Raw genomic sequence first — 13020 nt, forward strand, 5'->3', positions numbered from 1 at the left:
GCGGAGATTTACAGTCCAGAAGTGGGGCGGTGTGGGGTGGATGAGACCTGGCCTTGGCCCCAGCCGGATTCACACCCCGGGTCGTCGGGCGTCCAGGGGAGACCGGCCTCGCCCCCGCGCGGCTGGCGTGCATCCCACTTGCCCAGGACAGGAGCTCCCATGCCGGACATCGGACTGACCAACAACCTTCACGGCTACAACCCGGTCTACCGGGAGGATGCCCCTCACGTCGCCCCGCGCTTCCAGAGCTTCACCTTCGAGCGCCGCCGCCCCGGCAACTTCATCAACCGCCGCGTGGGCGGCGCCTACACGCCGAGCCCGGGCTTTCCCAACCCGGTGTATGACCACCAGGGCCACATCGTGCCGCAGAACCTGCTCAACGAAGTGCTGGAGCCGATCGCCGTCGAGGTCAGCGACCACTTCGATGACTCCGACCCCGCCCATGCGCTGACGTTCGCCAATGTCACCGACTATCTGGCGGCTCAGTATCCCGAAGTCGGTTTCGCCGCGGTCACCGAGTACATCCAGGCCAGGCTGATCGCCGCGGGGGGGGCACGAGACACGGTCTTCGTGACCGCTGAAAACGGTGCCGGCGTGGAGGATCGGGTCGGCGGGTACTTTTCCGTCATGATGTGGAACCCGGCCAACCTGTGCCGCGCGCCCTCCGATTCCACGCGCGGCGGCTACCCGGGTGAGCAGGTGGATGACCAGGTGCGCCTCTACCTCATCCACAATGCCGTCGCCTGCGATGTCTCGGACAACATGCGCATGGCCCTGACGGACGTCGGTGCCGCGCCGGACGAGGCCCACGTGCGGGCCTTCATCCGGGCCTGCAGCGAGGAGCTGATCGACCATATCGATCAGCCGAAGGGCTACTACACGTTCAACTGGAGGCTGGGAGCCCAGCAGGACGTCCTGGAGCCCGGCTGAGCCGGGGCGGAGAGAATTTTCTGGGAGTACGTCCGTCCATCCGCCCAGGGCCGGAAGGAACCGAGCCCGCAGTGACACCAAGGGCGCTCCGTGGGTGGGGGCTTAGCAACCCCCCCACCGGGGCGGTAGTGTGCGGGCAGGAATGGACTTGCAACCCGGAGACAGGTTCGGCCGATACGAGCTGGTGTCGTGGCTCGGTCGGGGCGGAATGGCGGAGACGTGGCGTGCTCGCCTGGTGGGCGATGCCGGCGTCACCAAGCCCGTCCTCATCAAGAAGGTGCTGCCGGAGTTCGCTGGCGACGAGGCCTTCATCTCCATGTTCATCAGCGAGGCGCGCATCTCCGCCACGCTGTCGCATGGCAACGTGGCCCAGGTCTTCGACTTCGGGAAGGTGGACGGCGACTACTTCCTGGCCATGGAGCTCGTGGACGGCCAGCCGCTCCACCGCATCCTGACGCGTGCGGCGAAGACGGGGCTGCGGGCCCTGCCCATTCCCCTGGCGACCTTCATCGCCCTGGAGATGTGCCGGGGGCTGCACTACGCCCACACCCGCGCCGATGAGACGGGCGTGCCGCTGGGCATCGTCCACCGGGACATCTCCCCGGACAACGTGCTCATCGGCTACGAGAGCCAGGTCAAGATCGTCGACTTCGGCATCGCCAAGGCGCGCTCCCTGCGCAACTTCTTCACCGAGCCCGGCGTGGTGAAGGGCAAGTACCTCTTCTTCTCGCCGGAGCAGGCGCGCGGCGAGGATGTGGATGCGCGCACCGACGTGTGGGCCACCGGTGTGGTGCTCTACGAGATGCTCTGCGGGCAGCCGCCCGTGTCCGGAGAGCAGTACACGCAATTGACGGCGATGACGCGGCTGTCGAACGGTGAGTTCCCATCCCCCCGGGAGGTGCGCAAGGACCTGCCCGAGGAGCTGGACGAAATCGTCATGCGCGCGCTGTCGGTGAACCTCGACATGCGCTTCGAGTCCAGCCAGGCCTTCGGCGACGCCCTGGCCTCGTTCCTCAACCGCTTCGCGCCCCGGTTCTCGTCCATGACCGTGGCGTACCTCGTCCGTGAGTTGTTCCGGAAGGAGCTGGTCAACGAGGGGCGGCAGCTCGCGGTGCCACCCGCGTTCCTGGAAGAGCTGGCCGTGTGGCGCACCAACGAGGCCGTGGCGCCCGCTCCGCCTTCGAACAGCGGAGTCGCCACGGTCGTGCGCCCCATGCGCCGGAACGCGATGGCAGGCGCCGCCGCGCCTGCGCCCGCGGTGACGCCCGGCCGCTCGTCGCGCGTCTCGCTCGCCACCGTGGGCATCGGCGCGGGCGCGGTCCTCGCCCTGGGGGCGGCGGCCCTGCTCCTGACGTCCTCTCCGAAAGCCGTGTCGAAGGACCCGTCGCCGCTCCAGCCCCTGGGTGGGCCAGCCATGACGGCGTCCCCCACACCCACCGCGCCGATGGGAGCCCCACCCCGCGTGGGCTCGGAGGAGGGGGCGGCCAGGGTCCCCCCGGACGGAGCGTTGCTCCCCGCGGTGAGCGGGACGCTCCTGACGGATTCCGGCGTCGTCGAGTCACCGGAGGCCACGGCCCTCGCGCCGGAGCCGGAGGCCTCCCCGGTGGATGGAGGAGCCGACCCGCTTTCCGAGCAGGCCCTGGCGCTCGCCCCGAGCGGTGCAGCCGATGCAGGCAGCGACGCGGCGTTGGTGCCCGCGACCGCCACCCCGTCCTCCACCTGGCTGGACGCGAAGCGGCACGTCATCGTGCTGAATCGACGGCTCGTCGCCTTCCCGGGGCTGTCGGCCGGGCGGACCTATCGGGTCTCCGAGTCCTCCGACGTGCCCCGTCCGGAGCCGGAGGGTGTCAAGGCACCGACTCCGTCGAATCAGCCGCCCCTGCTCTTCCTGCTCCTGGGGTCCTCCGTGTCCGGAGAGACCACCCTGGGAGAAGTCACCCCGGACGGCCAGGACGTCCGGGGCGCGTCGGCCATCTCCTTCTTCACCCTGGGCTCGCCGCCCAGGGGCCGGGCGCCACAGCGGACCATCCAGCTCTCGAGCTCGCAGGGGGGCCCCGCGAAGCAGTTCGTCTTCCACCCGGAGTCGAGGGTGGCCTCCGTGGACAAGGCGGCGCTGATAGAGGGCTTGAACCGCTGGAACGCGTACTCCCTGACGTTGACGTCCGCTGGCACGGGGGCGTTCATCCATGGCCTGTCCCGAGGTCCCGCGCGCAGGGTCGCCTGTGTCCAGTGGAGCCCGTCCAAACCAGCGGGAGAGGCTGCCGCGGGCTGGCCCGCGGCGTTCCTCGTGGAGCAGGGCAGGGAAGTGCACGTCGAGGGCGTCGAAGCGCTCAGGTGTGGCTTCGTCGACGATGACCCCTCCGACAACCAGGGCAAGGCGGAGCTCCAGGTCCGGCGGACGGGCAGGGCGAAGGGGGACTGGCCCGCCAGCTCCGAGCCCGAGGAGCTGGCGCGGAACACCTCCAAGGCCCTTCGAGAGCGGGACTACGTCAGGGCCACCAAGCTGGCCAGGCAGTGCCTCGACCTCGAGCCCCTTCACGCCAGCTGCCTCCTCCACCTGGCGACGGCGCAGGCCCGGCTCGGTTACAACGAGCCCGCGGCGGAGAACTACCGCCTCTTCGTGCAGCATCACCCGGACGACCGCCGGGCTGACCGTGTCCGCAAGTTGCTCGCGGATCATGATGCGCAGAGGCAGAAGCCACGAACGGCGCAGCCGTAGCCCGGCGGGGCCGGCCCGCGCGCGCTGGTGGCAGCAACTTCCAGCGTCCTTGTGTCAACGGCAGCGGGCGTCTTGAAAGACAGACAGGTGTAGAGGGGAGTCCACCCCTCTTTCTCACGGAATGACAGACAGAATCCCTCGCGCTCGGATGCGGTGTTTCATGTCATGATGTATTCATGCACTGGCACCTGCACCTGAAGAGCGCGGCCATCCTGGCCGTGCTGTTCGCGATGTCCGGGCCCGTCGGGCCCGACGCGCACGCGCAGCAATGCACTCCCGAGCCGCCTCCGCCGGCCAAGCCGACCCGTGACGCGTTGAGCGACACGCGGCTGTTGCGGCGCATCGTGCTCGGGCTCACGGGGACCACGCCGACCGTCGAGCAGTACGAGGCCATGGCGGCCGCGGCCACGCCCGAAGCACGGGCCACGCTCCTGCGCACGACGCTCGACGAGGTGCTCACCTCTCCGAAGTTCTACGAGCGCATGCTGCGCTTCGGACACGAGTGGCTCGCGGTGGGCGCCTATACCGCCGGCGCCAGCGGCGACGCGTACCAGGGCGACATGTCCGGCCACCTGTTCAGGTGCCCCGCCAACAGCCTGCACCCGGGCGCGTTCTACGCCGTGAACGAGTTCGGCTCGAAGGACCCGGGCCAGCAGTGCTCGGACAAGGATGCGGACGGCAATGCCGCCGTGCCCGAGGTCCACCCCGTCGAGCCGTGGTGGGCTCCGGGGACCACGGTGCAGGTGCTCGGCAAGGCCGGCTCCAGCGTCACCCAGGTCGTCGATTCCACCAGCGGGAAGGTGTACGACTGCGGCGTCGCCAGCGGTGGCTACTACGACCCCGGGCTCCCCAAGGGGTGCGGCTGCGGACCGAACCTGGTGTGGTGCTCGCCGCTCTCCGGCCTGGGCGGGACGAGCACCTTCGACCTCATCGGCACTCAACGCCGCCACCCGTACGAGGAGCCCGCGCGCCTGTTCGCGCACCTCGCGTGGCATGACCGGCCGCTCTCGGACCTCGTCATCGGCAACTACTCGGTCGGAACCAACTGGCTGCGCGCGCTGTACGTCCGCTTCGGCCGGCAGCTGGGCAGCAACGCCGTGGATGCGAATACCACGTGGTGGCGCCCGGACGCGGACAACGCCCCGAGAGATCCGCTGCACCCGGCGCCGAACGACCCGCAGGCGTGGCGCGAGTTCGTGGTGGAGGACCTGGAGCCCTTCCACCTCGCGCTCACCGCCGACCGCTCGCGCTCCGGCAGCCTCGACCGCACCTACCGCTTCGACCCGCGGACCACGACCGAGGCGGCCAGGGGGCTTCCCGCCGCCGGGGTGCTCACCATGATGGGCGCGATGTCCTCGTTCCCTCGTGAGCGCGTCCGCGCCGCGCGCTTCCTGGAGATATTCGCCTGCCAGAGCTTCTCGCCGCCTCCCGCGGACGTGCACTTCCCCCCGCTGGAAATCGACCCGGCGACCGGCGGGACGTGCCTGCACTGCCACAAGACGCTGGACCCCGCGGCCATCGCCTTCAAGCGGTGGGACTTCAACCCGGCCCCGAGCTACTACGTCCCGTGGCCCTTCATCCCGGGCGTGGGCACCCAGCGCGTCACGAAGGAGTGGCTGTCCGGGCAGTATCCGCACATCGGCAACATGCCGGGCTTCCGCTGGAAGAACGCCTACGTGCCCAACACCGTGCTGACCCCGGTCACCCCCGAGCAGCTCAAGGCCAATCCGGAAGCGGTGCTGCTCGACACGATGCCCGAGTCGTACACGCTGCTGGGGCAGCACGGCGACGGCACCATGGGCCCGCTCGGCTTTGGCAAGCTCCTCGTGCGCTCCGGCGAGTTCGACCGCTGCACCGCGCGCAGGCTCTACGCGATGTTCATCGGCCGGGAGCTGAACCCGGCCACGGAGAAGGGCTTCATCGACAAGCTCACGCGGGAGTTCGTCGCCCGGGAGCGCAAGCTCAGGCCCTTCCTCCGGTATCTCTTCGAGCAGCCCGAACTCCGGAGGGGCCTGTGATGCGCACGTGGCGTTCGTCGCTGGGCGCGGCCGTGCTGGCCGCGCTCACGCTCACCCTGACGGGCTGCCTGGAGCAGGAGGCTGCCCGCATCAATGACTCGGCCACCCTCCCGGACGGCGGCACGGCCTGCGAGGCCACGAGCAAGAATGACGAGATCCGGCTCGCGCTCGCGCCCGCGTGCGAGGGCTGCCACCTCACCGGCAACAAGCCCTTCTTCGCCTCGCTCGCCGCGTTCGAGAGCGGGCTCGTCTACGACGAGCGGTACGTGAAGCGCGGGGACCCGCAGAACAGCCTCCTCGTCCAGATGCTCGAGGGCACCGCCCCCGGCAGCTATGCCCAGATGCCGCCGGGCCAGCCCTACGACGCGCTCGTGGCCAGCGGCCGCGTCACGCTGACCCGCTCACAGGTGGAGGCCTGGATTCGCGACCTGCCGGCCCCGCCCGAGCAGCTGGAGACGCCGTCGCCCGAGGAGTTCCGCGTCCGCCGGCTGTCCGCCGAGGAGATGGTGGTGAGCCTGATGGACCAGCTGGGGCTCACGCTCGAGGACTTCGTCAGCACCAGCAACCCGGACTGGCGCAACAGGGCGTACGTGGTGAACTGGAACAAGTTCTTCGTGTGGCCGGGGGACTGGGCGCCCGGCATCTCGGGCGAGTACGTCTCCGACCCGCGCACCGTCGAGCGCTTCGAGGCGCTCGGAGGTGGCAACTCGCTGCTGTACCGCAAGCGGGACGTGAGCTTCGGTCCCTCCGCCGCGCAGGCCCTGGTCCAGATGTCCCAGGCCTGGTGCGCGCGCGCGGTGGACAAGAGGAACAACCCGGCGGTGCTGCGCTACGTGACGCTCGCGGACACCTCCGCCAAGAACCCGGACGCGGTGCAGAAGAACCTGCGCAACCTCTACCTGCGCATGCTCGGACAGCCGCCCGAGGACGCGGAGCTGAAAGCGCTGCACGAGCAGGTGTACCTCCCGCTCGAAACGCAGAGCACGCGCCTGGCCTGGATTGGCGTCTGCTCCGCGCTCATCCGCCACCCGCTGTGGATTACCTACTGAGCCGAGGACCCCATGCCGAACACCTCTCGACGCACGCTGCTCAAGTGGGCTCTCGGAGCGGGGCAGCTCGCGCTCCTCGAACGCGCGGGGCTCCTGGGCTCAGGCCTCGCGCAGGCCGCGGATGCCGACGTCCCCTCCCGGCTCGTGGTGCTCTACATCCCGGGCGGGTTCCGGCCGGCGTACTACTTCACTCCGCTGGAGGATGCGGAGATTCCGCTCTGCGTCCCGGCACCCGCCGGCTACAGCAGCGAGCCCGTCTTCTTCGATGCGAGCAAGGTGGTGAGCCTCGCGCCCGCCAGCGGCCCCTACAAGCCGCTGCGGACCTGGCAGTCCTGGAATCCCCAGGACCCCGCCGCGCGCGGCAGCTACAGCCCGCTCATGTACGGCTACAAGCACTTCGCGCTGCATGAGCAGCTGAGCGTGCTGCACGGCATCGACCAGGGCACCAATGACCACGCGAGCGCCTTCATCTCCGCGATGTGTGGCGTCGCCGGTGCGGACTACCGGGCGCCCGCCATGCATTCCGTCATCGCGAACCACCTGTACGAGCGGTACCGCGAGAGCCGGCCGCTGCCGTTCGTGGTCGTCTCCGGAGACCGGGGCGTGCCGGTGGGCATGGGGTTGCCCTCCCACGCCTCGCCGGTTCGCGTTCCATCCATCGAAGCGCTCAAGCCGATGCTCTCCGCGAAGCCCGCGGACAACGCCTGGTGGACGGGGCTGGATGCGCGCACCGAGGCGCCCGAGCTGGACGCGCGCGGCCGGCCCACCGGGAGCACCCTGAAGACGACGACGGTGGAGCGCTTCTCGCTCTCGCGCGCCGAGCAGCACATGGGCCGCTCGACGGCGAAGGTGGACAACTACCTGGAGGGCCTGCATGGCTCGCTGTCGTCCGTCTCCCGCGTGCTGGCGACGGATGTCGTCTCCCTGCTGGAGGGCACCAAGGGCATCGACACGCTGAAGACGAGCCGTCCCTCGTACCTGTCGAGCTACCTGAACGAGACCTTCACCTACACGTTCGGCCTCGCGAACTTCCACCTCACCGGGCTGGACCCGCGGATGGACATGGCGCTGCGGCTGCTCAAGTCGGACCTGTGCACCTCGGTGCACGTCTCCCTGCAGCTCGACTTCGACACCCACAACGGCCATGGCCATGCCTTCAGCTGCGCGCACGGCCGCGGGCTGATGGACTGCGTCGCGCGCTTCCTGGGGGAGATGAAGGCCACGCCGGCGCCCGGCAAGCCGGGAAAGACGCTGCTCGACGACACCCTGGTACTGGTGATGAGCGAGTTCGGCCGGAGCTGGGCCTATCGCGCGAGCGACGGCAGCTACGCCCAGCCGGATGACCACCATCCCTACACCTCGGTCTGCTTCGCGGGCGGGAACGTGGCGGGCAACCGGCAGGTGGGCTCGTACACGACGCGCGGGCTCGGCGTCCCGGTGGACCTCATCGAGGAGACGGGGCAGCCCTCGAAGCGCGTCCCCCGGTCCGCGGACGTCGTCACCACCGCGCTGCGAATCCTGGGCATGGAGCCGCACCAGTTCTTCATCCCCGGGGGCTACGGCGAGGTGGTGGGGCTCCGGAAGGCGTAGGTGTTTCGCGCAACCCTTGCCAGAGGTGGCAAGGATTGCCGGTCCGAAGTCCCGGAGCGCGGCAAGGGTTGCCTTGCTCCTGAGGTCCTCCAGGTGGGGAAACGCCCTCGCGGGGGCTGGCATCCGCGTTGCTCTGGGGACGTTCCGCTCCCCAACGCCGGCCCGCCGGGACACCACGTCCCGGCGGGCCTTCGGCAAGAAGCAACACCCCAGGACATTCAGCGAGAGGACCGGAACATGAACATGGATCGATTCACGAAGCAGACGGGTGCGCGGTCGGTGCGCAAGGCGTTGATGGCGCTGCCCCTTGCCGTCTTCGCCGTGGGCTGTGGCGGCGAGCTGCCCGAGCAGGGCCAGCCCGAGGGCGACGTGCCCGAGGCGCCTGGCGAGGAAGTGGCGCAGACCGAGCAGGGCGTCGGGCTGGGGGGCTCGTACTGGTGGGGCTCCAGCGGGTGGACCCGGCTCGACATGGGGACCTCCGTGGGTCGCACCTGTTTCCTCACGAGCGTCGTGGGCAGCCTGAAGCCCTCGTCCTCGGGGCTCACGAGCAGCGTCTATGCGTACATCTCCGGCGGGACCTGGTACCTCGCCATCAGCCCGCAGAACGGCTATGCGCTGGGCGCGGGCGTGCAGTGCATCAACACGGACACCAACCGGACCTCGGATGCCGTCTGGTTCAAGGGAGACCCGGCGAGGCTGCTGGGGGCGGTCACCGCGCAGCGGCGCTGCTTCCTCACGCGGGTGGAAGGCACGGGCGGGTTCAAGACGAACTCGGACTACGCGCGCGTCTGGAATGACGGCCTCAACTGGTACCTGGGCGGCAGTCTGTCGGACGAGGGTGGCGCCCGGGCCCGGTGTGTGGACGTGCCCACGGACCAGGGCTCCTGGCTCTACGGCGCCGGCGACCCGGGCGGCTTCACGGCGAACATGACCTATGACCCGGGTGGCGTGGCCTGCATGCTCACCGGCGTCGGTGGCCACTTCACGGCCAACAGCTACACCGATGGCGTGTCCATCGACTACAACGCCGGCACCCGGTACTGGGAGATGACGGTCGTCAACGGCAAGCGCGGCTGGAGCTCCTGCGTCAAGTAGTCCCTCCTCGCGCCGTTTGAAGTCCGGGTGCGGATGCCGGGTCCCCGCGTGGGCCCGGCATCCGCCTCGTTGGCCACCCGGTGGGTGTCACCGCTGGCGGGAATGCGCGAGAATGCGCGCCCTCGCGTTTCGCGGCGAAGGACCCTCCATGCCCCACGACCTCGCATCCCTCACCGAGCTCTCCACCCTCGAACACCTCGTGAGCACACAGGGCGTGGAGGCGCTGCTCGTCGCGCTGGACTCGGCGCTCGCCCAGACGCCCGAGGAGGCCCGCGTGTCGCGGGAGGACGGGCCCACGGTGGGCCCGAAGACACTGCGCGTCCTGCGCAAGGCCGTCGCGCTCGACGCCGACTTCCTGCGGGCGCACCCCGAGGCCCTCTTCCAATGTCTCTACAACCGGCTGCGCTGGTACGACGCGCCGGACGCCGCCGCGCACTACTCGGGGGAAGGCGCGAAGCCCTGGAGCGACCCGGAGGCGCACCTGTACGCGCTGGCGGCGAAGTGGCGACGGCAGCGCGAAGCGGCGGGTGGCGCCCCCTGGGTGGAGTCCCTGCTGCCGCTGCGCGGCGCCCTCGACGGCGTGGACGAGGTCCTCTGGCACGACGCCCAGGTGCTATGCGCGGCGTTCGACCCGTCGGGGACGAGGCTCGCCACCGGCTCGTGGTCGGATGGCCACAACGTGCGCGTCTGGGACGTGGCCACCGCCCGGAGCCTCCAGGTGATGGAGGGCCACGAGGGCGAGGTGCGAGGGATTGCCTGGAGCGCGGACGGCAGGCGCCTGGCGTCGGGCTCGAGAGACCACGACGCGCGCATCTGGGACGCCGAGACGGGGGCGCAGTTGCAGGCCTTCACCGGCCAGGAGGGGCAGGTGACGTCGGTGGCCTTCAGCCCGGACGGGACGCTGCTCGCGGTGGGCAACCTCGGCTGGAGAATCCACCTGTACGATGTGGCCTCGGGCAGGAAGGTCCGCACGCTCCAGGGGCACCAGCAGTCGGTGCTGAGCGTGGCCTTCCATTCCTCGGGGCGCTGGCTGGCCTCGGGCGCCTCGGACGACACGGTGCGCGTCTGGGACGTGGAGTCGGGGACGCAGGTGGCGCGGCTGGACTCCGACACGTCCGTCGGCACGGTGGCCTTCAGCCCGGATGGCGAGTGGCTGGCCTGGGCGGCCCTGGACGGTGTCGCCGTGGCGCGGACGCGGAACTGGGAGCGGATGGAGGGCTTGAAGGGGAAGGGGCGCTATTCCCAGGTGAGCTGGATGGGGACATCGCGCCTGGGCCTGCTCCGGTATGACCGGCTGGAGGTGCTGGAGCTGAGCGACGGCGTCACGCTGTGGACGCGCCCCTACGCCTCGGATGGCCACGAGCGCGGGGCGGCCTTCTCGCCGGACCTGAAGCACTTCGCGCTGACAGCCGCCGACGGGGGCGTGCTCCTGAGCGAGCTCCACGCGCCCGCGCCGCCCACGCTGCTCGCCGAGCAGCACCGGGTGCAGTGCCTCTGGGGACAGGCGGAGGGGAACATCGCCATCGCGAAGCGGTTCGACGCGGCCTTCGCCATCGATGCCCGGGGACACATGCGGGAGCTGCCCATCGACGCCAACGAGTCCGGCCTGCAGCCCTGGCGCTTCAGCCCGGACGGCGCCCTGGCCGCCTACCCCGTCGTGCGCTTCCACGAGGAGCCTCCCAGGCGGTGCGTCCAGCTGGTCGACGTGGAGCGCCTCGCGCCGGTGCGGGAGCTGTTCGCGCCACCGTTGGAGGGGAGAGATGCGTCCAGGAAGCCGACGCTGGAGCCGCCCATGGCCTTCTCACCGGACGGGCAGTGGCTGGCCGCGGTCATCGAAATCGGCGTGGTGCGGGTGTGGCGCGTCGCGGATGGGAGTCTGCGGCACACCCTGCGGGGGCCGGCGACGCCCGTCTCGCTGGTGGAGTTCACGCCTGATGGGGCCCATGTCGTCTCGGGCTACGCGGAGGCCTCGCGGCTCATGCTGCATGACGTGGGCACGGGGGCGCTGGTGCTCGACACCCAGGCGCTGCTGAAGCCCGCGCCCTCGTACGCGGCGGCGGCCCGTGCGCCTCGCATCGCGGTGGGACGGGCCTCGGGGGAGGTGGAGCTCTTCGACCTGCCCGCAGGCTCGCGGCGCGTCCTCCAGGTCTCCGACGAGCCCGTCATCGCGGTGCGGCTGTCCGACGAGGGCGGCCGGGTGGCCGCGTGCAGCCTGGACGAGCGCGTGCGCCTCTTCGACGCCGCGACGGGAAGGCTCCTGTACGAGGTGCCGCATCCGGCGCTGCCGTTCTCGGTGGCCATGGCGGGGGAGTGGCTGGTCACCCGCGCCGATGACCAGACCACGCGCTTCTTCGACCTTGCCACGGGGGCGCCTCGCGCCGTGCTTCAGGGCAACGCGGAGCCCGAGGAGGTGACGCGTCGCAGGTACTGGGAGGTGCTGGGGGAGGGCCCCGTCGCCTTCCATCGACGGATGGCCCCCGCGCCCATGGCGCACTTCCCGGACGTCCTGGAGGAAGATCTCATCCTGCGTGACGGGCTCGTCGTGGCCCGGGGCCGCACCCTGCGGGACTTCCTGTACGTGCTGCGGCTTCACGACGCTACGGGCGGGGCGTGAGTCCCGGACGCGAGGACACGCTCAACGGCGGCCCACGGTCTCGATGTGGCCCAGAAGGGCCGCCGCGAGCGGGGGCACGACGGCACGTGGAATCGCATGCCCCATCCCGTCAATCGTCACCAGGGTCGAGCGCGGCAGGGTCTCCGCCAGGAACCGCGAGTTGGACTCGGGATTGGTAGGGTCCTCCGGGGTGGCGATGACGAGCGTGGGCACGGTGGCGTGAGCGAGCTCCGCCCCAAGGGCCAGGCCGGAGGGGTCGGCCCGCGCATGGGCAGTCGAGGTGTCGTGCCGGCCGGCGTGGGCGATGATGCGCCGCTCGAGCGCACGGAACTCCTCGGCATCGAAGGGAATCGCCTTGCCGTTGAGCCTGCGCCAGTTCTCGACCCGCCATTCAATCTGCGCCTCGCGCTCACGCGGCTCGAACATGTGGCGCCAGAACTCATACAGGTCCGGGGCGATGGGGGCGCGGGCCGCCACGTTCGGGCGAGCGGGCGCGCCTTCAAGGGCGGGCACCCCGATGACCGTCGCGCTGGTCAGCCGCTCGGGATGCGCCACCATGAGCCACTGCACCAGCATGCCTCCCAATGACAGGCCTACTGCGTGCGCGCGCTCGATGCCGAGCGCATCGAGGATGGCCAGTGCGTCCTCGGCCATCCGAATCGTGGAGTAGGGGACCCTGTCGAAAGCCCAGGTGGACGCTCCGGTGTCCCGGTGGTCGTAGCGGATGACCCGGTGGTTGCGCGCCAGGGCCTCCACGAGCGCGTCGGGCCAGACCAGTCCCGAGACGGTGGAGCCCATGATGAGCAGGATGGCGGGGGCATCCTCTGGACCCCGTGACTCGACCCAGAGCGAGACTCCCTCGGCGACCTCGACGAAGCGTTCCATGGTCCCAGCTTCGCAGGACGGTGCGGGGAAGGACTCGTCTTTTTCACACCCGGAATGAGAGCGGCCTCGTCGCTCGTCGCCCACCTCGTCGCCCGCCAGCTCGGACGGCCGCTGGTGCGC

General features: G+C 70.3%; 8 protein-coding genes. 7 read left to right on the top strand and 1 reads right to left on the bottom strand.

The genetic code is table 11. The features are described 5' to 3' along the window. Positions 1 to 159 precede the first annotated feature (159 nt). The 7 genes from ACX9TP_RS23115 (at position 160) to ACX9TP_RS23145 (ending at position 12015) form a co-directional block, all read left to right on the top strand. Positions 160 to 930: a hypothetical protein gene (locus tag ACX9TP_RS23115; RefSeq protein ID WP_482981899.1), complete on the top strand. Its 771-nt coding sequence runs from the start codon at positions 160 to 162 to the stop codon at positions 928 to 930. Between the two features lie 142 nt (positions 931 to 1072). Then, positions 1073 to 3649 carry a protein kinase domain-containing protein gene (locus ACX9TP_RS23120; protein WP_482981900.1) on the top strand — a complete coding sequence of 859 codons (2577 nt, stop codon included), beginning with the start codon at positions 1073 to 1075 and terminating at the stop codon, positions 3647 to 3649. 176 nt (positions 3650 to 3825) lie between these two features. Continuing rightward, entirely contained in the window at positions 3826 to 5667 is a 1842-nt protein-coding gene (locus ACX9TP_RS23125; RefSeq protein ID WP_482981901.1) for a hypothetical protein, read from the top strand. Continuing rightward, positions 5667 to 6716 carry a hypothetical protein gene (locus ACX9TP_RS23130; RefSeq protein WP_482981902.1) on the top strand — a complete coding sequence of 350 codons (1050 nt, stop codon included), beginning with the start codon at positions 5667 to 5669 and terminating at the stop codon, positions 6714 to 6716. Before ACX9TP_RS23125 ends, ACX9TP_RS23130 begins: the two co-directional genes overlap by 1 nt. A gap of 12 nt (positions 6717 to 6728) precedes the next feature. Continuing rightward, entirely contained in the window at positions 6729 to 8306 is a 1578-nt protein-coding gene (locus ACX9TP_RS23135; protein WP_482981903.1) for a DUF1501 domain-containing protein, read from the top strand. A 237-nt stretch (positions 8307 to 8543) separates the two neighbouring features. Then, entirely contained in the window at positions 8544 to 9401 is an 858-nt protein-coding gene (locus ACX9TP_RS23140; RefSeq protein WP_482981904.1) for a hypothetical protein, read from the top strand. Between the two features lie 148 nt (positions 9402 to 9549). After that, positions 9550 to 12015 (top strand): WD40 repeat domain-containing protein, encoded by a 2466-nt coding sequence (locus tag ACX9TP_RS23145; protein WP_482981905.1) that lies wholly within the window; start codon positions 9550 to 9552, stop codon positions 12013 to 12015. 21 nt (positions 12016 to 12036) lie between these two features. On the opposite strand, the gene ACX9TP_RS23150 is transcribed toward ACX9TP_RS23145, so the two are convergent. Beyond that, positions 12037 to 12900, bottom strand: coding sequence for an alpha/beta fold hydrolase (locus ACX9TP_RS23150; protein WP_482981906.1), 864 nt, complete (start codon positions 12898 to 12900; stop codon positions 12037 to 12039). Positions 12901 to 13020: the final 120 nt, after the last annotated feature.

The organism is Pyxidicoccus sp. M15 (assembly GCF_056858435.1).

What these genes read in the sequence shown, in the direction of transcription:
- ACX9TP_RS23140 (WP_482981904.1), top strand. Translation starts at nt 8,544, where the DNA reads ATGAACATGGATCGATTCACGAAGCAGACGGGTGCGCGGTCGGTGCGC.
- ACX9TP_RS23125 (WP_482981901.1), top strand. Translation starts at nt 3,826, where the DNA reads ATGCACTGGCACCTGCACCTGAAGAGCGCGGCCATCCTGGCCGTGCTG.
- ACX9TP_RS23130 (WP_482981902.1), top strand. Translation starts at nt 5,667, where the DNA reads ATGCGCACGTGGCGTTCGTCGCTGGGCGCGGCCGTGCTGGCCGCGCTC.
- ACX9TP_RS23135 (WP_482981903.1), top strand. Translation starts at nt 6,729, where the DNA reads ATGCCGAACACCTCTCGACGCACGCTGCTCAAGTGGGCTCTCGGAGCG.
- ACX9TP_RS23150 (WP_482981906.1), bottom strand. Translation starts at nt 12,900, where the DNA reads ATGGAACGCTTCGTCGAGGTCGCCGAGGGAGTCTCGCTCTGGGTCGAG.
- ACX9TP_RS23145 (WP_482981905.1), top strand. Translation starts at nt 9,550, where the DNA reads ATGCCCCACGACCTCGCATCCCTCACCGAGCTCTCCACCCTCGAACAC.
- ACX9TP_RS23120 (WP_482981900.1), top strand. Translation starts at nt 1,073, where the DNA reads ATGGACTTGCAACCCGGAGACAGGTTCGGCCGATACGAGCTGGTGTCG.
- ACX9TP_RS23115 (WP_482981899.1), top strand. Translation starts at nt 160, where the DNA reads ATGCCGGACATCGGACTGACCAACAACCTTCACGGCTACAACCCGGTC.